Origin of the sequence: Sphingomonas sp. CD22, from assembly GCF_034556155.1 — a bacterium.
In the GTDB taxonomy this organism is placed as follows: Bacteria; Pseudomonadota; Alphaproteobacteria; order Sphingomonadales; family Sphingomonadaceae; genus Sphingomonas.
On record NZ_JAYDYX010000007.1, the window covers coordinates 107,367 to 128,628 of the forward strand.

Annotated in this window: 23 protein-coding genes; 3 read left to right on the forward strand and 20 right to left on the reverse strand. The window is 66.3% G+C overall.

Features of this window, described 5'->3' with window-relative positions; all coding sequences use genetic code 11:
- Positions 1–3 precede the first annotated feature (3 nt).
- The 3 genes from SFC76_RS14465 to SFC76_RS14475 all read left to right on the forward strand — a co-directional run bounded on the left by SFC76_RS14465 (position 4) and on the right by SFC76_RS14475 (position 6,224).
- Entirely contained in the window at positions 4–2,244 is a 2,241-nt protein-coding gene (locus SFC76_RS14465; RefSeq protein ID WP_322850138.1) for a DUF5682 family protein, read from the forward strand.
- Positions 2,245–2,332: 88 nt separating this feature from the next.
- On the forward strand, positions 2,333–3,409 hold the full coding sequence (locus SFC76_RS14470; protein WP_322850139.1) for a VWA domain-containing protein: 1,077 nt from the start codon (positions 2,333–2,335) through the stop codon (positions 3,407–3,409).
- Between the two features lie 346 nt (positions 3,410–3,755).
- Complete coding sequence (locus SFC76_RS14475) at positions 3,756–6,224, forward strand: TonB-dependent receptor (protein WP_322850140.1); 2,469 nt, start codon at positions 3,756–3,758, stop codon at positions 6,222–6,224.
- A 46-nt stretch (positions 6,225–6,270) separates the two neighbouring features.
- Here SFC76_RS14475 and guaA read toward each other — a convergent pair whose 3' ends face one another.
- The 20 genes from guaA to rplN all read right to left on the reverse strand — a co-directional run bounded on the left by guaA (position 6,271) and on the right by rplN (position 21,151).
- Positions 6,271–7,827, reverse strand: coding sequence for a glutamine-hydrolyzing GMP synthase (guaA, locus tag SFC76_RS14480; RefSeq protein WP_322850141.1), 1,557 nt, complete (start codon positions 7,825–7,827; stop codon positions 6,271–6,273).
- A 561-nt stretch (positions 7,828–8,388) separates the two neighbouring features.
- Positions 8,389–8,811 carry a 50S ribosomal protein L17 gene (gene rplQ / locus SFC76_RS14485; RefSeq protein ID WP_322850142.1) on the reverse strand — a complete coding sequence of 141 codons (423 nt, stop codon included), beginning with the start codon at positions 8,809–8,811 and terminating at the stop codon, positions 8,389–8,391.
- 242 nt (positions 8,812–9,053) lie between these two features.
- Entirely contained in the window at positions 9,054–10,121 is a 1,068-nt protein-coding gene (locus tag SFC76_RS14490; protein WP_322850143.1) for a DNA-directed RNA polymerase subunit alpha, read from the reverse strand.
- Positions 10,122–10,204: 83 nt separating this feature from the next.
- The gene (gene rpsK, locus SFC76_RS14495; protein ID WP_037534130.1) at positions 10,205–10,594 is read right to left on the reverse strand and encodes a 30S ribosomal protein S11; all 390 of its coding nucleotides are present in this window, start codon (positions 10,592–10,594) and stop codon (positions 10,205–10,207) included.
- 87 nt (positions 10,595–10,681) lie between these two features.
- Positions 10,682–11,050, reverse strand: coding sequence for a 30S ribosomal protein S13 (gene rpsM, locus SFC76_RS14500; protein WP_038663341.1), 369 nt, complete (start codon positions 11,048–11,050; stop codon positions 10,682–10,684).
- 451 nt (positions 11,051–11,501) lie between these two features.
- Positions 11,502–11,702, reverse strand: a complete 201-nt coding sequence (locus SFC76_RS14505) for a hypothetical protein (protein WP_322850144.1) — start codon at positions 11,700–11,702, stop codon at positions 11,502–11,504.
- Between the two features lie 229 nt (positions 11,703–11,931).
- A complete protein-coding gene (locus SFC76_RS14510; protein WP_322850145.1) occupies positions 11,932–13,272 on the reverse strand; it encodes a sensor histidine kinase in 1,341 nt (446 codons plus the stop codon).
- Positions 13,273–13,312: 40 nt separating this feature from the next.
- Positions 13,313–14,008, reverse strand: coding sequence for a response regulator transcription factor (locus tag SFC76_RS14515; RefSeq protein ID WP_322850146.1), 696 nt, complete (start codon positions 14,006–14,008; stop codon positions 13,313–13,315).
- A 362-nt stretch (positions 14,009–14,370) separates the two neighbouring features.
- Entirely contained in the window at positions 14,371–15,015 is a 645-nt protein-coding gene (locus SFC76_RS14520; protein WP_322850147.1) for an adenylate kinase, read from the reverse strand.
- 39 nt (positions 15,016–15,054) lie between these two features.
- Complete coding sequence (gene secY / locus SFC76_RS14525) at positions 15,055–16,419, reverse strand: preprotein translocase subunit SecY (RefSeq protein ID WP_322850148.1); 1,365 nt, start codon at positions 16,417–16,419, stop codon at positions 15,055–15,057.
- Positions 16,420–16,547: 128 nt separating this feature from the next.
- A complete protein-coding gene (gene rplO / locus SFC76_RS14530; protein WP_322850149.1) occupies positions 16,548–17,090 on the reverse strand; it encodes a 50S ribosomal protein L15 in 543 nt (180 codons plus the stop codon).
- Positions 17,091–17,281: 191 nt separating this feature from the next.
- Positions 17,282–17,458, reverse strand: a complete 177-nt coding sequence (gene rpmD / locus SFC76_RS14535; protein ID WP_038663366.1) for a 50S ribosomal protein L30 — start codon at positions 17,456–17,458, stop codon at positions 17,282–17,284.
- A gap of 5 nt (positions 17,459–17,463) precedes the next feature.
- Positions 17,464–18,243: a 30S ribosomal protein S5 gene (gene rpsE / locus SFC76_RS14540; RefSeq protein WP_038663369.1), complete on the reverse strand. Its 780-nt coding sequence runs from the start codon at positions 18,241–18,243 to the stop codon at positions 17,464–17,466.
- Position 18,244: 1 nt separating this feature from the next.
- Positions 18,245–18,601, reverse strand: coding sequence for a 50S ribosomal protein L18 (gene rplR / locus SFC76_RS14545; RefSeq protein WP_038663371.1), 357 nt, complete (start codon positions 18,599–18,601; stop codon positions 18,245–18,247).
- A complete protein-coding gene (gene rplF, locus SFC76_RS14550) occupies positions 18,601–19,134 on the reverse strand; it encodes a 50S ribosomal protein L6 (protein ID WP_038663374.1) in 534 nt (177 codons plus the stop codon). The genes rplR and rplF overlap by 1 nt, the downstream gene beginning before the upstream one ends.
- Positions 19,134–19,529, reverse strand: coding sequence for a 30S ribosomal protein S8 (gene rpsH, locus SFC76_RS14555; RefSeq protein WP_037534152.1), 396 nt, complete (start codon positions 19,527–19,529; stop codon positions 19,134–19,136). The genes rplF and rpsH overlap by 1 nt, the downstream gene beginning before the upstream one ends.
- Before the next feature lie 9 nt (positions 19,530–19,538).
- Positions 19,539–19,844, reverse strand: coding sequence for a 30S ribosomal protein S14 (gene rpsN, locus SFC76_RS14560; protein WP_038663377.1), 306 nt, complete (start codon positions 19,842–19,844; stop codon positions 19,539–19,541).
- Positions 19,845–19,885: 41 nt separating this feature from the next.
- Positions 19,886–20,473, reverse strand: coding sequence for a 50S ribosomal protein L5 (gene rplE / locus SFC76_RS14565; RefSeq protein WP_038663381.1), 588 nt, complete (start codon positions 20,471–20,473; stop codon positions 19,886–19,888).
- The gene (gene rplX, locus SFC76_RS14570; protein WP_038663384.1) at positions 20,466–20,783 is read right to left on the reverse strand and encodes a 50S ribosomal protein L24; all 318 of its coding nucleotides are present in this window, start codon (positions 20,781–20,783) and stop codon (positions 20,466–20,468) included. The genes rplE and rplX overlap by 8 nt, the downstream gene beginning before the upstream one ends.
- On the reverse strand, positions 20,783–21,151 hold the full coding sequence (rplN, locus tag SFC76_RS14575) for a 50S ribosomal protein L14 (RefSeq protein ID WP_037534160.1): 369 nt from the start codon (positions 21,149–21,151) through the stop codon (positions 20,783–20,785). The genes rplX and rplN overlap by 1 nt, the downstream gene beginning before the upstream one ends.
- Between the last annotated feature and the right edge of the window lie 111 nt (positions 21,152–21,262).

The following is a 21,262-nucleotide window of genomic DNA, read 5'->3' on the forward strand; positions in this document are numbered from 1 at the left end:
GCGATGGCGGCCGCGGTATCGCTGTTCGGCATTCGCCACCACGGCCCCGGTTCGGCGCGCCGGCTGGTGGAGGCGCTCGACGCGCTACAGCCGGCGATGGTGCTGATCGAGGGACCGGCGGATGCCTCGCACCTGCTGCCGATGCTCGCCGATCCGGCGATGGCGACGCCGGTGGCGCTGCTGACCTATGCCGAGGACGATCCCGCGGATGCCAGCTTCTTCCCCTTTGCGGACTATTCTCCCGAATATCAGGCGGTGCGCTGGGCGGTGGCGCATGGCGCAGCGGTGCGCTTCATCGACCTGCCCGCCTCAGACCGGCTGGGCGAGCGGCAGGGCGAGCGGAGCACCGCGGACGACGAGGCGCTGGAGGTCGTTGCCGACGACGATCCGATCGCCCGCGATCCGATCGGCACGCTGGCCATGGCGGCGGGTTATGACGATGGCGAATCCTGGTGGGCCGACGTCATCGAGGAGAACCCCGCCTCGACGCCGGTGTTCGCCGCGGTGGCCGATGCGATGACCGCGCTGCGCGGCGAAGCCTGTCCCCCCTCCGCGCGCGAGGCGGCGCGCGAGGCGCATATGCGGATCGAGATCGCACGCGCCGCCAAGGAGAGCGATGGCCCGGTCGCCGTGGTGTGCGGCGCGTGGCACGTCCCCGCCCTCGCCGCCGGGCCAAGCCTGTCCGCCGATCGTGCCTTGCTGAAGGGACGCCCCAAGACAAAGACGAAAGCGACCTGGGCACCCTGGACCGCGCCCCGTCTCGCCCGTGCGAGCGGCTATGGCGCGGGAGTCGTCGCACCGGGGTGGTTTGCGCATCTGTGGGACACGCGCCACGCCACCGACCGCGATACGATCTGGCTCGCCCGCATCGCGCGGACGATGCGCGAATGCGGTCATTTCGTCTCGACGGCATCGGTGATCGAAGCGCAGCGGCTGGGACATGCGCTGGCTGCCTTGCGCGAGCGGCCACATCCCGGCTTCGAGGAATTGCGCGATGCGGCGATCGCCTGCCTGTGCCTGGGCGAACGCGCGATATGGGACGATATCGCCGCCGAACTGCTGATCGGGTCTGCGGTTGGGGTGATCCCTGCCGACACGCCGCTGGCGCCACTGCTGGAGGATCTCCAACGCCAGCAGAAGGCCATGCGGCTGAAACCCGAAGCACTGGAACGTGCGTTGACGCTGGACCTGCGCAGCGACAGCGGACTGGCGCGCTCGACGCTGCTTCACCGGCTCGACGCACTCGACGTGCCATGGGGTCGTCTGGCCGATGTCGGGCGCAGTCGGGGCACGTTCCGCGAGAATTGGGTGTTGGCGTGGCAGCCCGAATTCGCCGTCCGGTTGGTCGAGAACCTCGTTCATGGGTCGACCATCGCGGAAGCGGCCGATGGGCGGCTGCGTGACGCGATGCGGGTGGAGACCGAGCTCGGCGCGCTGGCAGAGCTGGTGCGCCGTGCCATGATCGCCGACCTGCCACGCGCGACCCGAACCGGTATCGCCCGGCTCGAAGACCGGGCTGCCCTTACCAGCGACTGCCAGGCGCTGCTCGCTGCGCTCCCGCCGATGGCCGATATCCTCCGCTATGGCGAGGCGCGCAGCGGAACGGTCGAGCATCTCGCCGGGCTGATGCCGCGGATCGTGGTGCAGGCGGCGCTGGCCTTCCCTTATGCCGCGCGGAACCTGGATGCCGACGCGGCCGGGGCGTTGCGTGGCGTGATCCTGGCGGCAGAAGGGGCGATCCAGCTGGCAGAGCTGGCGCCGGACGTGATCGCGACCTGGCACGAGGGTTTGCGCAAGCTGTTCGACGACGAGCAGACGACGCGCCTGATCGCCGGGTCTGCCGCGCGCCTGCTCTACGAGGCGGAGGAACTGTCCGCCGACGAAGCCGCCGCTTTGCTCGCCCGGATGCTGTCGCCGGGAACGCCGGTCGGCGAGGCTGCCGGTTATTTTGAAGGCTTTCTGGAAGGCGCGGGACAGCGGCTGATCCATGACACCGCGTTGCGCGAGGCCGTCGATGCCTGGCTGTCGGCGCTGGACGAAGAGGCGTTCGTCGCCAACCTGCCGCTGTTCCGCAGGGTCTTTTCCGCCCTCGACCGCAACGAGCGCCGCCGGTTGATGGACGCGGCGCTCGGGCGGTCCGGTGACGGAGCACGCGGCTATCGGCTGTTGCCGGGTGCCGCCGCGATCTGGCCCGCGCACGAAGCCCGCGTGATCGCGCTGATGACGGGGGGCGGCGATGGATGAGGATCAACGCGGACGGCGCTGGACGCTCGCTTTGGGGGCCGAAGGTGCCGACGGAGAAGGCGTCCCGCTGTCCGACCGCGATCGCCGCATGTCGACAGCGCTCTCCGCGCTCTATGGCGACGGTGAAGAGGGGAAGAAGGGACGCGGCGGCCTCGGCGGATCGGCGCCGCGCGTCGCCAGATGGCTGGGCGACATCCGCGAATTCTTCCCCGCGCCGGTCGTCCAGGTGATCCAGAAGGATGCGTTCGACCGCAAGGGCTTGCGCCAGATGCTGTTGGAGCCGGAGTTCCTGGCGACGGTCGAGGCGGACGTGGGCCTCGTCGCCGATCTGATCGCCCTGCGCGGGGTCATGCCGGAAAAGACGAAGGAGACGGCGCGCGTCGTGATCGCGAAGGTCGTCGCGGCATTGCTGGCACGATTGGAGGCGCGCGTGGCGGATGCGATCCGCGGCGCGCTCGATCGGTCGCGCCGGACCAGTCGCCCGCGTTTCGCCGACATCGACTGGCCGCGCACCATTCGCGCCAATCTCGGTCATTATCAGCCCGAGCATCGCACGGTGGTCCCCGAACGCCTGATCGGCTTCATGCGCCAGCAACGGCGCATCGTCGATCTGGACGAGGTGATCCTGTGCGTCGACCAGTCAGGATCGATGGCCAGTTCGGTGGTCTATGCCTCGATCTTCGCGGCCGTGATGGCGTCGCTGCCGGTGATCGCCACCAAGCTCGTCTGCTTCGACACCGCGATCGTCGATCTGACCGAGGAACTGACCGATCCAGTCGAGGTCCTGTTCGGCGTCCAACTCGGCGGAGGTACCGACATCAACCGGGCGGTCGCCTATTGCGAGGACCGGATCGAACGGCCCGGCAAGGCGCATCTATTGCTCATCACCGACCTTTACGAAGGCGGCGATGCCGAAGCGCTGGTCGACCGGCTTGCACGGATAACGGTGTCGGGCGTCAACGTCATCGTCCTGCTTGCGCTCACCGATACGGGGCGGCCGTCCTATGATCCGCATCTTTCGGCGCGGGTGGCATCGCTGGGCATTCCCGTGTTCGCCTGCACGCCCGACCAGTTTCCCGAACTGATGGCCACGGCACTGCGCCGCGAGGACGTACATGGCTGGGCCGCCGATCGCGATATCAAGCTCGTTCGTTCGGATGGATGAGGCGGGCGACGATATGCCGGTGAACGATCTCGCGCACGCCCGCCGTCCTCCGCGCGGAGCGGGCGCTACTCTGGCGGATCACCGCAAAGCTGCCGTCACCCGCCCGAGGCACCACGTCGCACCCTGTAGACCGTTGCCGCCGATAAAATGGCATGCTGGTGCAGTCATTTGCGCGACGCGCCAGTATAGCGGCAGCTTGTTCTCACCATAGTCATGTTACGAACGCTTTACATGCTTTTAAGAATTTCGCGCGCGCGGGCCGCTATTTCGAATTATTCCCTAAGATGCCTCCATATACTCGTACAAAATGGAGGACCTCGTGTTTCTTGCGCGCCTAAGCTTGACGATGATTTCCTTGGCGAATTTCCTGCCGCAGGCGGCCAGTGCGCAGGAAGAGCCGGCCAAAGCCGGCACCGTCGCGGCCGACAAGACGGATGCGCACAGGGGCAATAGCGACATCATCGTCACCGCGGTCGCACGCGGCCGCGACCGGCTCGACAGCGCGATCTCGACCAGCTCGCTGCACGAGACCGAGATCCTCAAGATCGCGCCGCGCTCGACCGCCGAGATCTTCCGCAACATCCCCGGCATCCGGTCGGAAAGCTCGGGTGGCGACGGCAATGCCAACATCTCGATCCGCGGCCTGCCGATCGCGACCGGCGGCGCCAAGTTCCTGCAATTGCAGGAGGACGGCCTGCCCGTCCTCGAATTCGGCGACATCACCTGCGGCAATGCCGACATCTTCCTGCGCGCCGACCTCAACCTCGCCTCAATCGAGGCGATCCGCGGCGGGTCCGCCTCGACCTTCTCGTCCAACTCGCCCGGGGGCGTCGTCAACCTGATCTCCAAGACCGGCGAGGTGACCGGCGGCGCCATCCAGGCGACGACCGGGCTCGACTATAACGAGCATCGCGTCGATTTCACCTACGGCGGCACGGTCGCCGAGGGCACCCGCTTCCAGGTCGGCGGCTTCTACCATCAGGGCGAAGGACCGCGCCGCGTCGGCTACGACGGCACCAAGGGCGGCCAGATCAAGCTCAACGTCACCAAGACCTTCGCCGGCGGCTACGTCCGCCTGTACGGCAAGCTGCTCGACGACCGGTCGGCGGGTTATCTGCCCAATCCGGTGCGCGTCACCGGCAGCGACGCCAATCCGCATTACGAGGATGTCCCCGGCTTCTCGATCGCGCACGATGCGCTGCTCTCGCGCTATATCACCAGCAACGTCACACTCGACGGCCATAACAACCCGGTCGTCGACGACCTGCGCGACGGCCAGCATCCGGTGGTCAAGGCGATCGGTTTCGAGACCCAGGCCGATCTGTCGGGCTGGACGCTGACCGAACGCTTCCGGTACGCTGACATTTCGGGCCGGTATATTTCGAACTTTCCGTCGGCGGTCGACGGCGCGGCGGCGACCGCGACCGACCTCGGCGGCACCGGCGCGACGCTGCGCTACGCCACCGGCCCGGCCGCCGGCCAGACGATCACCAACCCGTTGGGCCTCAACGGCAACGGCCTGCTCGCCCGCGTCGTCGTGTTCGACACCAAGCTCAACAGCCTCAACAACGTCACCAACGATCTGCGCGTCAGCCGCGTCGACCATATCGGCAAGGGCGACCTGACCACCACCGCCGGCTTCTACGCCGCGCGCCAGACGATCGACACCGACTGGCTGTGGACCTCTACGCTGATGGACGTGCGCGGCGACGGACGCGCGGCCCTGGTCGACGTGTTCGACGGCCGCGGTCGCGCCGTCACGCAGAACGGCTATTACGGTTTCGGCGCGGCGTGGTTCGGCGACTGCTGCCGGCGCAGCTACCGCGTCGATTACGGCATCAATGCGCCGTTCGGCTCGCTCAACTACAAGATCGGCCGGATCGCGCTCGGCGCCAGCCTCCGCTACGATTACGGCAGCGCGCGCGGATCGATTTTTGGCGCCGACCTCGGCGGCAACCGTATCGGCACGACGGGCTTCGATTTTGATCGCGACGACACCCTCTCCGCGGCCGAGCGACGGGTGGCGGTGATCCCGCTGGCCAGCCCGGCACCGGTCGATTACACGTGGCACTACCTGTCCTATTCGGCGGGCATCAACTTCCGCGTGTCCGAACCCTTCGCCGTCTTCGCCCGCTATAGCCGCGGCGCCCGCGCCAACGCCGACCGCCTGCTGTTCGGTCCGCAGGTCAGCACCGTCGACGGATCGCTGACCAACCGCGATGCCGGCGTCGATTATGTCCGCCAGGCGGAGGCCGGCCTGAAATATCGCCACGACGGCCTCACCGCCAATCTGACCGGCTTCTGGGCGGGCACCGAGGAGCAGAATTTCGAGGCGACGCGCCAGACCTTCATCGACCGCAAATATCGCGCCTACGGGCTCGAATTCGACGGCGGCTATGGCTACGGACCGTTCGATCTCACCGTCGGCGCGACCTATACCGATGCCAAAGTCACCGAGGACGCGCTCAGCCCGCAGAGCGTCGGCCGCACGCCGCGGCGGCAGGCCGCGCTGATCTTCCAGGCGACGCCGCAGGTCACCGTCGACCGGTTCAGCATCGGCGCCAATGTCGTCGGCACGACGAGCAGCTACGCGCAGGACGTCGGCGACCTGCGACTGCCCGGCTTCACCCAGGTCAACGGCTTCGCGCAATGGCATTGCACCGACCGGCTGCTGCTCTCGCTGAACGCCAACAATCTGTTCGACGTACGCGGCTTCACCGAGGCCGAAGACGGCACGATCCCCGCCAACGGCATCGTCCGCGCCCGCTCGATCAACGGCCGCACCACCTCGCTGTCGCTGCGCGTCGGCCTCTGAACGCGAACGGCGCGGGCATCGCTGCCCGCGCCGTTTCAGCGCCCGGTCATTCCCACTCGATCGTGCCGGGCGGCTTCGACGTATAGTCGTAGACCACGCGGTTGACGCCCTTGACCTCGTTGACGATCCGGGTGGCGACGCGCGGCAGGAAGTCGCTGGGGAAATCGAACACTTCGGCCGTCATGCCGTCGGTCGAGGTCACCGCACGCAGCGCCAGCACATGGTCATAGGTACGGCCGTCGCCCATCACGCCGACGGTCCGCACCGGCAGCAGCACCGCGAACGCCTGCCAGATCGCATCGTACAGGCCGGCGTTGCGAATCTCCTCGAGATAGACCGCATCCGCCTTGCGCAGGATGTCGCAGCGCTCGCGCGTCACCTCGCCGGGGATGCGGATCGCAAGGCCGGGTCCGGGGAAGGGATGGCGACCGACGAAGACGTCGGGCAGGCCGAGTTCGCGGCCCAAAGCGCGCACCTCGTCCTTGAACAGCTCGCGCAACGGCTCGACCAGCTTCATGTTCATCCGCTCGGGCAGCCCGCCGACATTGTGGTGGCTCTTGATCGTCACCGACGGGCCGCCGGTGAAGCTGACGCTTTCGATCACGTCTGGATAGAGCGTGCCCTGCGCGAGGAACGCCGCCCCGCCGATCTTCTTTGCCTCCGCCTCGAACACGTCGATGAAGGTCTTGCCGATGAACTTGCGCTTCGCCTCGGGGTCGGTGACGCCGGCGAGGCCGTCCATGAACAGATCCTGCGCCTCCACGTGGACGAGCGGGATATTGTAATGGCCGCGGAACAGGCTGACGACCTGTTCGGCTTCCCCTGCCCGCAGGATGCCGCCGTCGACGAAGACGCAGGTGAGCTGGTCGCCGATCGCCTCGTGGATCAGCAAGGCGGCGACCGATGAATCGACGCCGCCCGACAGGCCGCAGATCACCTTGCCGCTGCCCACCTGCGCGCGGATCTCGGCGATCTTCGCCTCGCGGAACTCCGCCATCGTCCAGTCGCCGGCGAGGCCGCAGACGTGGCGGGCGAAATTGGCGATCAGCTTGCCACCATCCGGCGTGTGGACGACCTCGGGGTGGAACTGCACGCCGTAGAAGCGGCGCGCCTCGTCGGCGACGATCGCATAAGGTGCGCCTTCCGACGTCGCGACCGGGGTGAAGCCGGGCGGGATCGCGTCGACCTTGTCGCCGTGGCTCATCCAGACCTGATGGCGCTCGCCCTCGGCCCACAGCCCGTCGAACAACGCGCAAGGGGCCTTCACTTCGACATAGGCCTTGCCGAACTCGCCACCGTCGCCCGAGACGACGACGTTGCCGCCGAGCTGCGCGCTCATCAGCTGCTGGCCGTAGCAGATGCCGAGGATCGGGATGCCCGCCTCGAAGAAGCGCTGCGGCGCCCGGGGGCTGGTGGCGAGCGTCACCGAGGCTGGGCCGCCCGAGAGGATGATGCCGGCGGGCTTGAGCCGGTCGAACGCCGCCTCGGCGGACTGGAAGGGGGCGACCTCGCTATAGACGCCGGCTTCGCGGACGCGGCGGGCGATGAGCTGGGTCACCTGGCTGCCGAAGTCGACGATCAGGATGGTGTCGGTATGCTGCATGGCCGCCCGCATAGCAAAGCCGGCGCGCCATGCCAGTCGATTTCCTTGCGGCCGCCGTGCCGATCAGTGCGCGGGCAGCCTGACCTCGAGCGGGACCGGCGGTGCCGGCCTATATGTCGTTGGCCGGGACATAGGCGCGTTCGGAGTGAGCGAAGCCTCGCTGCCATTGCCGCGATTCACGTCATAATCCCACCGGCGAAGCATGGGTGGGGTCGCATAGGACTGCGGTTTTCGCCGCCGCGCCAATGCCATCATCGCGCCAGACGCGCCGATGAGCGCACTACCGACCGGGCTCACGCTATGCTGTTGGCGCTCGCGTTCGAGCATTTCCGACGATGGCGTCCAGATCGCGGTGTATTGCGAATGCCGTTCTCGCGCGACCGCTGGTGTGGCCACTGCCAGCATGGTTACGATCCAGACGCCACGCATGACCGCCGCCCTTTCGAGTCCGCCCTTCCGACGCCTCGTTATATATATCCGATCCTGATATTTGTGTGAATGGCACGAAAAAGGGGCGCGCCGTCGCCAGCACGCCCCTCGATCCGTTGTCGACGATGCCGATCAGGCGGCTTCGTCGAAATCCTCGTCCGACTGGACCGGACCTGAATCCTGGCCCTTGGCCGAGACGTCGCGGTCGACGAACTCGATGATCGCCATCGGCGAGGCGTCCGAGGCGCGGATGCCGGCCTTGATGATGCGGGTGTAGCCACCGTTGCGGTCGGCGTAGCGCGCGGCGAGGACGTCGAACAGCTTCACGAGCTGCGCATCGTCGAGCAGACGCGCATGGGCGAGGCGACGGTTCGACAGGCCGCCCTTCTTGGCCAGCGTGATCAGCTTTTCGACGTAGGGGCGCAGTTCCTTCGCCTTGGCGACGGTGGTGGTGATCTGCTCATGCTTGATGAGCGCGGCCGACATGTTGCGGAACAGCGCAATACGATGGGCCGAGGTACGTTGCAGCTTACGGCCGCCGACGCGATGACGCATGGTAACTTCCTTCGTTCGTTAAGGGGCCGTTTTACGGAGATCCCCAGACCAGGCGGTGTTGAGAACGGGGCCACCGCCATTTCGGCCCCTTGGTGGAAAGTCGTAGAAAGCTGGCCGGGTGGCGGTGCGGCAAAGCCGCACCGGTCACGTCGAACGGGACGGTATCGCGACTGCGTCGCTTCCCCGCCCGTCGGCCGAGTTGATCGCCGAGGCGCGGATTAGCTTGCGCTAATCCGCTGCGATCAACCCATGATTTCCTGCTCGAGCTTCTTCGCCATCTCTTCGATGTTCTCGGGCGGCCAGCCCGGGATTTCCATGCCGAGACGCAGGCCCATGGACGAGAGGACTTCCTTGATCTCGTTCAACGACTTGCGGCCGAAGTTCGGGGTCCGGAGCATCTCGGCCTCGGTCTTGCCGACGAGATCACCGATATAGATGATGTTGTCGTTCTTGAGGCAATTCGCCGAACGCACCGACAGTTCGAGCTCGTCGACCTTCTTCAGAAGGTAACGATTGATCTGCTGCGTATCGCCGGCCGCATCGCCGCCAGCCGCCGGAGCGGCCGCCTGGCCGATCGGAGCGGACGAACGGGCGATCGCCGAATCGTCGAAGTGGACGAACAGCGCCAGCTGGTCCTGCAGGATACGACCAGCATAGGCCACCGCATCCTCGGGCGTAACGGTGCCGTCGGTCTCGATCGTCAGCGTCAGCTTGTCGTAATCGAGGTCTTGACCGACGCGCGTCGGGTCGACCTTGTACGACACCTGGCGCACCGGCGAGTAGAGCGCGTCGACCGGGATCAAGCCGATCGGCGCATCGGCCGGACGGTTGGCGGTCGCAGGGACGTAGCCCTTCCCGATGTCGGCGGTCAGCTCCATGTTGAGCGTCGCGCCTTCGTCGAGATGGCACAGCACCAGCTCGGGGTTCATCACCTCGATGTCGCCGGACACGGCGATGTCGCCGGCCTTGACTTCGCCGGGGCCCGTCGCCGAGAGCTGGAGGCGCTTCGGCCCCTCGCCCTGCATGCGGATCGCGATCTGCTTGACGTTCAGAACGATGTCGGTGACGTCCTCGCGGACGCCCGCCAGGCTGGAGAATTCGTGCAGCACGTTCTCGATCTTGATCGAGGTCACGGCCGCGCCCTGCAGCGAGGAGAGCAGCACGCGACGCAGCGCGTTGCCGAGCGTCAGGCCGAAGCCACGCTCCAGCGGCTCGGCCACGAAGGTCGCCTTCCGCTTGCCGTCGCCGCCCTTTTTCTCAAGGCCGTTGGGCTTCTTCAGTTCCTGCCAGTTCTTTGCATTGACAGACACAGGTGTCCCCTAATTTGGGCCGGAACGGGGGCAGCTCCAGCCGGGAGAAAAACGCGCCGACTCGTCAGCCGGCGCGTGGAAGATCAGACGCGGCGACGCTTCGACGGACGCACACCGTTGTGCGGGATCGAGGTGACGTCGCGGATCGAAGTGATCTGGAACCCGACCGCCTGCAGCGCGCGAAGCGCCGACTCGCGGCCCGAACCCGGACCCTTGACTTCGACTTCGAGGGTACGGACGCCGTGCTCGGCGGCCTTCTTGCCGGCGTCTTCCGCGGCCACCTGAGCGGCATACGGGGTCGACTTGCGGCTGCCCTTGAAGCCCATCGCACCGGCCGACGACCACGAAATGGCATTGCCTTGCGCGTCGGTGATGGTGATCATGGTGTTGTTGAAGCTGGCGTTCACATGAGCGACGCCGGCGGTGATGTTCTTGCGTTCGCGACGGCGAATACGCTGCGGTTCACGTGCCATTGGTTGAAATCCTGACCCTAATACGGAAATCGCCGGGCAATCGGCCTCGAGCCTGCCTCCGGCGGAGTAATTCGCCCCCCGGACGAATTACTTCTTCTTGCCTGCGATCGGCTTCGCCTTGCCCTTGCGGGTGCGGGCATTGGTGTGCGTGCGCTGGCCGCGGACCGGCAGGCCCTTGCGGTGACGCAGCCCACGATAGCAGGCGAGATCCATCAGGCGCTTGATGTTCATCGCCGTCTCACGACGCAGATCGCCCTCGACCGTATGGTCGGCGTCGATCGTCTCGCGGATTTGCAGCACTTCCTGATCGGTCAGGTCCTGCACGCGACGTTCCGGCGCGATGTTCAACTTGGCGATGATTTCCTTGGACTTGGTCAGGCCAATGCCGTGGATGTAGGTCAGCGCGATCACCACGCGCTTGTTGGTCGGGATATTAACACCCGCGATACGTGCCATGAAATGTTTCTCCTAGCTCCACGGGGAACGGCATGGCCGCACGCCCCCATCTCGTCGCATCCTCCGACCCAACACCGCCTTCCACGACCTTGCATCTACGCAAAGCGCGACGAGCGCAAACGAGCGTCGCCGGAAGCCGGTATTTCGGAGAGGAGTGCAGGTAGGCGGGCGCAAACGCCGTGTCAAGCGACTGGTTCCCGGCGGGTTAGCGGGAGCCGGTTCCGGGTGATGTTCCTACTTCAGGGCAGGACTAGCACATGTGGGCATTCGTGGGAATCGGACGTGTCGCCAAACCCGCTTCGTCACCCCGGCCTTGCGCCGGGGTCCCGCTTCTTCGATCGGCGGGAAGAAGCAGGATGCCGGATCACGTCCGGCACAAGGCGATGGAAGAGCCGTCGCCACGACCCAATCGACCATATCCGATCCCCCTCCCCTTCCAGCAGGAGGCGCGTCACATCAGCGGGAAGGGCGCCCTGGCCGTGACCGCCATGATCAGCAGAAGGATCGACAGGCCGGCGGACAGGCCGCACAGGACGTAGCCGATATATTGCAGCATCGGCGGATTGGGCCGCGCGAGCCGCGCGTTGCGGGTTGCGCCCTGCAGCACGAAGCTCGTGAGCATGCCATACGTGAAGACGATCGACCCCAGCATAATGCTCCTTCTTGCCGTTTCCGGCGCAAAGCCCCCGCGGCGCGACGCCGCCTGTTCGACGCGGCCCCCCGGCCGCTTCTTGCGCCGTCACCCTATCGGCCCGGGGCTGACAAGAGGTTAACCGTCGGCCGGGCGGGAAATGCGACGAGCGTCGGTTGCAGGCGCCAGCACGTCCTGTGCGCGGCGCGTGACGTCGGGCGCTCTTCAGAGGTCCCGCCTCTTTAGGCGGTCAATGTACCGGCAGCACGATGCGCGCGACGAGGCCCGGGACGTTGTCGGCGAGTTCGAACCGGCCATTGTGGAGCCGGGCGACCGCCTCGATCAGCGCCATGCCGAGGCCGGCGCCGGGCGTCGTCCGCGCCGCGTCGAGTCGGCCGAAGCGTTTGAGCGCCTGTGCGCGGTCGGCTTCGGCGATGCCGGTGCCGCGATCCTCGACCTGGATCGCGATCTCCTGCGCGTGGCAGACGAGGCGCAACGTCAGCACGCCCCCGCTGGCGGCATGTTTGAGTGCATTGTCGATCAGGTTGGTGATCGCCTGGCTGAGCAATTCGCGATGAAGCGGCATCGCCGGGGCGGAGGCATCGATCGCGACGGTGAAGTCGAGGCCAGCCTCCTCCGCCACCGGTTCGTAGAGTTCGGCGATCTCCTCGACCAGCTCGGCGGGCTCGACGAGGATGAAACGGTCGCGCGACACCGATTCGGAGCGGCTGATCTCGATCACCATCGTCAGCATGCGCATGACGAGGTCGGTCTCGACCAGCAGGCCGCCGAGCGCCGCCTCGCGCGCGGCGGGGTCGGCGATCAGCACCGCCTGTTCGGTCTTGGTGCGCAACCGGGTGAGCGGCGACCGCAGGTCGTGCGCCATACTGTCGGTGACGACGCGCAATTCGACCATCAGCCGTTCGAGCTTGCCGAGCATCAGGTTGAGCTGATGGCCGAGCCGGTCGAACGCGTCGCGACGCGCGGGGGCGACGGGCACGCGCCGCGACAGGTCGCCCTCCCCCGCCGCCTCGATCACCGCGGCGATGCGGTTGAGGCGCAAGCCGACGTAGCGCGCGAGCACCAGCCCGGCGCCGACGCCGAGGATCAGCGACAGCAGCACCGCGACGGCGAGCGCGCCCTCGATCGCGTTGCGCTCCGCCTCGACCAGATCGAGGCGGCGGCCGGTCAGCAGCCAGTGATCGCCGATCGGGCGCAGCGTATAGCCGATGTCGTTGGTCGCCTCGCTGGTGTCGAAATCGGCGATGCGGAACTGGCTGGAGACGAGCGGGATGCCGACGTGGGCGGGAGCATAACCGGCAATGCGATCGCCCTTGCCGTCGAGCACCGCGAGCAGCAGCGCCGTGTCGCCGGCGACGCGGGCGTGCTCGATCGCCTCGATGACCGCGGCGAGGCCGTCGGCGCGATAGATCGCACGCATCGCGTCGGATTGCTCGATCGTCTCGCGCCGGACGGTGCCGACCACCGCGGCATCGGTCTGTTTCCAGACGAACCCGACGAGCACCAGATTGGAGATCAGCGCGAGCGCGATCGACAACAGGGCGATGCGGGCGGTGACGGACAGACGCATGGCCCGTCCTAGCCGACCAACCACCAAATGCGAATCCGGATCAGACCGGATCGGCGGCAAGCCGATAGCCGGCGCCCCGAACCGTGTGGAGGATCGGCGAGGCGAAGCCGTCTTCGAGCTTGCGACGCAGGCGACCGATATGGACGTCGACGACGTTCGAGCCCGGATCGAAATGGTAGTTCCAGATCTTTTCGAGCATCATCGTCCGCGTCACCACCTGTCCGGCGTGGCGGGCGAGGAATTCGAGCAGGTTGAATTCGCGCGCGCCGAGCGGGATGTTGCGGCCGGCGCGAGTGACGTGGCGGGCAAGCAGGTCGATCTCGAGATCGCCGACCGCGAGCTTGGTCTTGGTCGGTTCGGTCGCGACGCGGTCGCTGCGGCGGACCAAAGCCTCGATCCGCGCGGACAGTTCGGCGAAGGAGAAGGGCTTACAGAGATAATCGTCGGCGCCGGCCTTGAGCCCGTCGACGCGATCGTCGACCGCGGCGAGCGCGGAGAGGACGAGCACCGGCGTCGCGATGCCCGCGGCGCGGATCGCGCTGATCATCGAGAGGCCGTCAAGCCCCGGCAGCATGCGGTCGGCGATGATGAGATCGAAGATGCCCTCGCTGGCGAGGAAGAGGCCGTCGCGGCCGTCGCGTGCCGATTCGACGGAATAGCCGCCCTCGGACAGGCCCTTGGCGAGATAGGCGGCGGTCGAGCTGTCATCCTCGACGATCAGGATCTTGCGGCTCACGGTGTCTTGCTCACGCTTCCTCACTACAGGAAAGGCCGGCGGAAAGCATCCCTTCCGCCGGCCCCTACGGCACCCCCGGGAGTGACGGGTACCGATCTCGACAAACCTGCCGATCGCCGCTGCGACCGTGGATTACGGTGTAGCGGAGCGGTGGTAGCGATGCGGTGACCGTAAGATGACAAAAGCGTCATGCTTGTAACGGGTTATGTCAATGTGCGGCTGCACCACCGTTCGTCATCCCGGCGTAGGCCGGAACCCATGGACACGCGTGGCCGATGACAGCGCGCCACCGCACGCGCATCGCGACCATGGGTCCCGGCCTGCGCCGGGATGACGATGAATGGGTGGGCGCACGCCCCCCCTTACCCGTCGAGGATCGCCGCGATCGCCTGCGAGACGTGGTCGATGTCGGCCATGCCGTTGACGCGCTCGACCAATCCACGCGCCTGATAGATCGGCAGGATCGGGGCGGTCTTGGCGCGATATTCGGCCATGCGCGTCTGCACCGTCTCGGCATTGTCATCGGGGCGGCGCTTGAACGCGGTCGAGCCGCAGACGTCGCAGACGCCCTCGACCTTCGGGCGCTTGAAGCGGTCATGATAGCCCTCGCCGCAATTGGCGCAGGTGTAGCGGCCCTCGACGCGCTCGATCAGCGCGGCCTCGTCGACCTCCAGCTCGATGACATGGTCGAGCGTCAGGCCGCGCGCTTCGAGCAGTTCGTCGAGTGCGGCGGCCTGGGCGGCGGTGCGCGGATAGCCGTCGAAGATCGCGCCGCCCCCGACGCCCTGGTCGAGCCGCTCGCCGATCAAGGCGGAGACGATCGCGTCCGATACGAGCTCGCCCGCCTCCATCACCGCCTTGGCCTGCTGGCCGACCGGCGTCCCCGCCTTGACCGCGGCGCGCAGCATGTCGCCGGTCGACAATTGCTGCATCCCGCGCGCCGCCATCAGCCGCTGCGCCTGGGTGCCCTTGCCCGCCCCTGGCGGTCCGAGAAGGATGATGTTCACGCGAGCTCTCCCTGTTTGGCTCGTGGACCTGGTCCGAAGTTAGCGGAGACGCCCGCCCTTCAGCTTCGCCTTCTTGATGAGATCGCCATATTGATGCGCGAGCAGATGGCTCTGGATCTGCGTCACCGTGTCCATCGTCACGTTGACGACGATCAGCAGGCTGGTGCCGCCGAGATAGAAGGGAATCGACAGCGCCGACACCAGATATTCGGGCAACAGGCAGATGATCGTCAGATAGGCCGCGCCGATCACGGTGATGCGGGTCAGCACATAGTCGAAGTAATTCTCGGTATTCTTGCCCGGGCGGATGCCGGGGATGAACCCGCCATAGCGCTTGAGGTTGTCCGCGGTCTCTTCGGGATTGAAGACGACGGCGGTGTAGAAGAACGAGAAGAAGATGATGCCGGCGGCGTAGAGCGCCATGTACACCGGCTGGCCATGCGCCAGATATTGGTTGAGGGTGATGATGAAGTCACCCCATTTCGACTGGCCGGCAACGCGCTGGCCGGCGAACTGGCTGATGGTCAGCGGCATCAGCAGCAGCGACGAGGCGAAGATCGGCGGGATCACGCCCGCAGTGTTGATCTTGAGTGGCAGATGGCTGCGGTCGGCCTGCATGCCGCGCTGCGTCTGGCGCTTGGGATATTGGATCAGGATGCGGCGCTGCGCGCGCTCCATGAAACAGATGAACAGGATCAGCGCGACGACCGCGATGATGATGCCGATCAGCCGCACCGCGTCGATCGAACCCGACCGGCCGCCTTCGAGCAGGTTGACGAGCGTCGTCGGCAGATGCGCGACGATGCCGGCCATGATGATGAGGCTGACGCCGTTGCCGATGCCGCGGCTGGTGATCTGCTCGCCCAGCCACATCAGGAACATCGTGCCGCCGATCAGCGAGACGACCGCGGCGATGCGGAAGGTCATGCCCGGCTCGATCACCGCGGCGAGGCCGTTGCTGGCGCTGAGCGCTTCCAGCCCGACGGCGATGAAATAGCCCTGGATCGCGGTCAGCGCGACCGTGCCGTAGCGGGTGTATTGGTTGAGCTTCTTGCGGCCCGATTCGCCTTCCTTCTTGATCGCGGCGAGCTGCGGCGACAGCGAGGTCGACAGCTGCACGACGATCGAGGCGGTGATATAGGGCATCACGCCGAGCGCGATCAGCGACATGCGGCTGAGCGAACCGCCCGAGAAGGTGTTGAAGAAGTCGAGCACGCCGCCCGTGGTGCGCTGGCTAAGCAGGCCGAGGGCGGTCGGGTCGATGCCCGGCAGCGGCACGTAGCTCAGCAGCCGGAAGACGATCAGCGCGCCGATCGTGAACCACAAGCGCTTCTTGAGGTCGGTCGCCTGCGCGAATTTCGCGAGGCTGATGCTTTGCGCCATCTGATCGGCTGCGGATGCCATGCGTGTGTCCTGGAAACAAAAACGGCGGGATGCGTTTGAACCGCCCCGCCGCTCATATAGGCGCTAGGCGCGCCTTGTCTAATCGGTCCGGCGCTTTGTACCCCCGCGCGCGGCGGGGGCACCCAAAGTTACGCCTTGAACGACGCCTTCTTCTCCTGGCGCGCCTTGTACTGCACGCCCTTCTTGGCGGCGGCCTTCTCGGCGGCCGGGACGACCGTCGGGATGTCGAGCGAGCCGCCGGTCTTCTCGACCTGCGCGCGCGCACCCGCCGAAGCGCCGGCGACATGGAAGGCGAGCTTGGTGGTCAGTTCACCCTTGGCGAGCAGACGGACGCCGTCCTTGCCGCCACGAACGAGACCGGCCGCCTTCAGCGCCGCCTGGTCGATCGTGCCGTCGGTCGACAGCTTGCCCGCGTCGATCGCCTTCTGAATCGCGCCGGTGTTCACCTCGGCATAATCCTTGGCGAAGATGTTGTTGAAGCCGCGCTTGGGCAGACGCATGTGGAGCGGCATCTGGCCGCCTTCGAAGCCGGCGATGCTGACGCCCTCGCGGCTCTTCTGACCCTTCTGGCCGCGGCCGGCGGTCTTGCCCTTGCCCGAGCCGATGCCGCGTCCGACGCGGATCTTGGACTTGCGGGCACCCTGGTTGTCGCGGAGTTCGTTGAGCTTCATGATATGCACTCGCTTTCGCTTTTGTCGCGCTGATGGAAAAAGGAAGGGGGCCGCTTAGCCCCCTTCCCCGTATTTGTCACTAGGTCGGGATCGCCACCGTTCCGTCACCCCGGCCGAAGAGCCGGGGTCCCGCTTCTTCCAAAACGAAAGGAGCTGGACCCCGGATCAAGTCCGGGGTGACGGACGACGTATCAGCCCTGCACCTCGATCATATGTGCAACCTTGCGGATCATCCCGCGGACCTCGGGGCTGTCTTCCAGCTCCGAGACCTTGTGCATCTTGTTGAGGCCGAGGCCGATCAGCGTCGCGCGCTGATCCTTGGTGCGGCGGATCGGCGAACCGGTCTGCTTGATCTTGATCGTCGCCATGTCAGTTACTCCACGACGGCCGCTGCGTCCGCCTCGGCGGTCTGCGAACCACCGCGGCCGAGCAGGTCGGCGATCTTCTTGCCACGACGCTGCGCGACCGACTTCGGCGAAGTCTGCTCACCCAGTGCCTCGAACGTGGCGCGGATCATGTTGTAGGGATTGGACGTGCCGACCGACTTGGTCACCACGTCGGCAACGCCGAGGCTCTCGAAGATGGCGCGCATCGGGCCACCCGCGATGATGCCGGTGCCCTGCGGCGCCGAACGGAGCGTCACGCGACCGGCACCGAAGTGACCGTTGCCGTCGTGATGCAGCGTACGACCGTCCTTCAGGGGAACGCGAACCATCGCCTTCTTCGCGGCCGCAGTGGCCTTGGAGATGGCTTCCGGCACTTCGCGCGCCTTGCCGTGACCGAAGCCGACGCGGCCCTTGCCGTCGCCGACGACGACGAGTGCTGCGAAGCCGAAGCGCTTGCCGCCCTTCACCGTCTTCGAGACGCGGTTGATGTGAACCAGCTTCTCGATCAGCTCTTCGCCGCCGTCGTCCTGACCGGGACGACCGCCACGGTTGTCGCGACCGCGACCGCCGTCACGACCACCGCGATTGCCACCGGGGCCGCCGGGGCCACGGCCACCGCCGCCGCCACCACGACCGCCGCGCGGCGGGCCGCCGCGACCGCCGCCCGGACCGCCGAAGCCGCCCTGCTGGCCGCCCTGCGGCGCCGAATTGGCCTCCTGGGGAGCGCCTTCAGCCGCTGCGGGCTGCACGTTGTTCTCGTCAGCCATATTAGAACTCCAATCCGGCGGCACGCGCCGCTTCAGCCAGCGCCTTGACGCGGCCGTGGAACAGGAAGCCGCCACGATCGAACACGACCTGCGTCACGCCGGCGGCCTTCGCCGCTTCCGCCACGCGGGTGCCGACTGCGGTCGCCGCCGCGATGTTGGCGCCGGACGTGTCGCGCACGTCCTTTTCCAGCGTCGAAGCCGAAGCGACGGTCTTGCCGGCGACGTCGTCGATCACCTGGGCATACATGTGCTTGCCCGAGCGATGGATCGACAGCCGCGGACGGGTGCCCGAACGTGCCTTCAGCGCGGTACGATTGCGCCGACGGCGCTTCGCGAAAAGAGAGAGACCCTTGGTCATTACTTCTTCTTCCCTTCCTTGCGGAAGATGAACTCGCCGTCGTACTTGATGCCCTTGCCCTTGTACGGCTCGGGCTTGCGCCACTGACGGATCTCGGCGGCCAGCTGGCCGACCTTCTGCTTGTCGGAACCGCTGATCTCGACGGTCGTCGCGTCCGGCGTCTTGACCTCGATGCCTTCCGGCACGTCGATGTTGACGTCGTGGCTGTAGCCGAGCTGCAGCTTGAGGTTACGACCCTGCGCGGCGGCGCGATAGCCGACGCCGGTGATCAGCAGCTTCTTGGTGAAGCCGTCGGTCACGCCGGTGACCAGGTTCTGCACCATGGTCCGCTGCATGCCCCAGAACGCGCGCGCGCGCTTGGTGTCGTTGGCCGGCTGCACCTGGATGCCGCCGTCCTCGAGCGTGTAGCTGATCTCGTCGCGGAGCGGCATGGTGAGGGTGCCCTTGGGGCCCTTCACGCTGATGATGCCGTCGTTGATCGTCGGGGTCACGCCGGCCGGCAAAGCGATCGGCTTCTTACCAATGCGGCTCATCAGAAGACCTCCGCGAGCACTTCGCCGCCGACATTCTGCTCGCGCGCTTCCGCGTCGGACAGAACGCCACGCGGCGTCGAGACGATGGTGATGCCGAGGCCGTTGCGGACGCGGGGAAGTTCCTGCGAGCCGGAATAGACGCGGCGGCCGGGCTTCGAGACGCGGGCGACGTGCTTGATCGCCGGCTGGCCCTCGAAATACTTCAGCTCGATGCGGACGCCCGCTGCGGGGCCCATCTGCTCGTCGCTATAGCCACGGATATAGCCCTCGCGCTGCAGCACGTCGAGCACGCGGATGCGCAGCTTCGACGCCGGCGAAAGGACGGAGTCCTTCTTCGCGCGCTGGCCGTTGCGGATGCGGGTGAGCAAATCACCCAGGGGATCGGTCACTGCCATGATGAATCCTTACCAGCTCGACTTGGTGAGACCGGGGATCATGCCCTTATTGGCCAGATCACGGAGCATCACGCGGGCGAGACGGAACTTGCGGTAGTACGCGCGCGGGCGGCCCGTGATCTCGCACCGGTTACGGATGCGGGTGGGGTTCGCGTTGCGCGGCAATTCCGCCATCTTGAGGCGAGCGATCAGACGCTCGCTCTCGTCGAGGCTCTGGTCATTCGCCATCGCCTTCAGCTTCGCGAGCTTGGGAGCATATTGCTTCACAAGCTTCTTGCGACGCTCATTCTTGTTGATCGAACTCAGTTTCGCCATGGACTTAAGCTCTCTTCCTTACTTCAGGAAAGCGAGGCTGCTCACGCAGCCTGCTTCTGCTGCTCAGCCTCGGGCTGAGGGAACGGGAAACCGAAGAGACGGAGCAGCTCGCGCGCCTCGTCGTCGGTCTTCGCCGTGGTGGTAACGATCACGTCCATGCCGCGCACCTTGTCGATGCGGTCATAGTTGATCTCGGGGAACACGATCTGCTCCTTGATGCCGCAGGCATAATTGCCACGGCCGTCGAAGCTCTTCGGGTTGAGGCCGCGGAAATCGCGGACGCGGGGAAGAGCGATCGTGATGAAACGGTCGAGGAATTCGTACATGCGCTCGCGGCGAAGGGTGACCTTCACGCCGATCGGCATGCCTTCACGCAGCTTGAACTGCGCGATCGACTTCTTCGCCTTGGTGATCACGGGCTTCTGGCCGGCGATCAGCTCCATTTCGGAAGCGGCCTGATCGACGCGCTTCTTGTCCTGGGTGGCCTCGCCGACGCCCATGTTGAGGACGATCTTCTCGATCCGGGGGATCTCGTTGACGTTCTTATAGCCGAACTTCTCGACCATCGCCTTGACGATCGTGTCTTCGTAGATGCCCTTCATGCGGGGCTTGTAGGCTGCATCAGCCATCGATCTTGTCCCCCGTCTTCACGGCCACGCGGACCTTCTTGCCGTCCTGCGTTTCGAAACGAACGCGGGTGGGCTTGCCGTCGGCGGTCACGTGCGCGACCTTCGAGATGTGCAGCGGCGCCTCGATCTTCTCGAGACCGCCCTGCGGGTTCGCCTGGGTCGGCTTGCGGTGACGCGTCGCGACGTTGACGCCGCCGACGACGACCTTGCCGTCCTTCGGCATCGCCAGGGTCACGGTGCCGGTCTTGCCCTTGTCCTTGCCGGACAGGACGATGACCTGGTCACCCTTCTTGATCTTCGCGGCGGCCATTACAGCACCTCGGGAGCGAGAGAGATGATCTTCATGTGCTTCTTGCCACGCAGCTCGCGCACGACCGGGCCGAAGATACGGGTGCCGATCGGCTCCTCGTTCTTGTTGACCAGGACGGCGGCGTTGCCGTCGAAGCGGATGGTCGAGCCATCGGCACGGTGGATGTCCTTGGCGGTGCGGACGATGACGGCGCGATGCACGTCACCCTTCTTCACCTTGCCGCGGGGCTGTGCTTCCTTGATGCTGACGACGATGATGTCGCCGACCGTGGCGGTACGACGCTTCGAACCGCCCAGCACCTTGATGCACTGAACCCGCTTCGCGCCGCTGTTGTCAGCGACGTCGAGATTGGATTGCATCTGGATCATCGATCCATCTTCCTTCTCTGCTCATGGGGTGGATACCGACCCAGCCCCGCCTAAAATAACGACCCCGGCGCAGCGGACTGCACCGGGGGAGCGGCCCTGTAACCACTCCGC

Coding starts and splice junctions, on each gene's coding strand:
- rpsN (WP_038663377.1), bottom strand. CDS start 19,844: ATGGCGAAACTGAGTTCGATCAACAAGAATGAGCGTCGCAAGAAGCTT.
- rplR (WP_038663371.1), bottom strand. CDS start 18,601: ATGACCAAGGGTCTCTCTCTTTTCGCGAAGCGCCGTCGGCGCAATCGT.
- guaA (WP_322850141.1), bottom strand. CDS start 7,827: ATGCAGCATACCGACACCATCCTGATCGTCGACTTCGGCAGCCAGGTG.
- rplX (WP_038663384.1), bottom strand. CDS start 20,783: ATGGCCGCCGCGAAGATCAAGAAGGGTGACCAGGTCATCGTCCTGTCC.
- rpsE (WP_038663369.1), bottom strand. CDS start 18,243: ATGGCTGACGAGAACAACGTGCAGCCCGCAGCGGCTGAAGGCGCTCCC.
- rpmD (WP_038663366.1), bottom strand. CDS start 17,458: ATGGCGACGATCAAGATCAAGCAGACCGGTTCGCCGATCCGCCGCACC.
- rplN (WP_037534160.1), bottom strand. CDS start 21,151: ATGATCCAGATGCAATCCAATCTCGACGTCGCTGACAACAGCGGCGCG.
- rpsM (WP_038663341.1), bottom strand. CDS start 11,050: ATGGCACGTATCGCGGGTGTTAATATCCCGACCAACAAGCGCGTGGTG.
- rpsH (WP_037534152.1), bottom strand. CDS start 19,529: ATGGCAGTGACCGATCCCCTGGGTGATTTGCTCACCCGCATCCGCAAC.
- secY (WP_322850148.1), bottom strand. CDS start 16,419: ATGGCATCCGCAGCCGATCAGATGGCGCAAAGCATCAGCCTCGCGAAA.
- rplQ (WP_322850142.1), bottom strand. CDS start 8,811: ATGCGTCATCGCGTCGGCGGCCGTAAGCTGCAACGTACCTCGGCCCAT.
- rplO (WP_322850149.1), bottom strand. CDS start 17,090: ATGAAGCTCAACGAACTCCGCGACAACCAGGGTGCCCGCAAGTCCAAG.
- SFC76_RS14470 (WP_322850139.1), top strand. CDS start 2,333: ATGTCGACAGCGCTCTCCGCGCTCTATGGCGACGGTGAAGAGGGGAAG.
- rplE (WP_038663381.1), bottom strand. CDS start 20,473: ATGGCTGATGCAGCCTACAAGCCCCGCATGAAGGGCATCTACGAAGAC.
- SFC76_RS14505 (WP_322850144.1), bottom strand. CDS start 11,702: ATGCTGGGGTCGATCGTCTTCACGTATGGCATGCTCACGAGCTTCGTG.
- rpsK (WP_037534130.1), bottom strand. CDS start 10,594: ATGGCACGTGAACCGCAGCGTATTCGCCGTCGCGAACGCAAGAACATC.
- rplF (WP_038663374.1), bottom strand. CDS start 19,134: ATGAGCCGCATTGGTAAGAAGCCGATCGCTTTGCCGGCCGGCGTGACC.
- SFC76_RS14510 (WP_322850145.1), bottom strand. CDS start 13,272: ATGCGTCTGTCCGTCACCGCCCGCATCGCCCTGTTGTCGATCGCGCTC.
- SFC76_RS14465 (WP_322850138.1), top strand. CDS start 4: ATGGCGGCCGCGGTATCGCTGTTCGGCATTCGCCACCACGGCCCCGGT.
- SFC76_RS14475 (WP_322850140.1), top strand. CDS start 3,756: ATGATTTCCTTGGCGAATTTCCTGCCGCAGGCGGCCAGTGCGCAGGAA.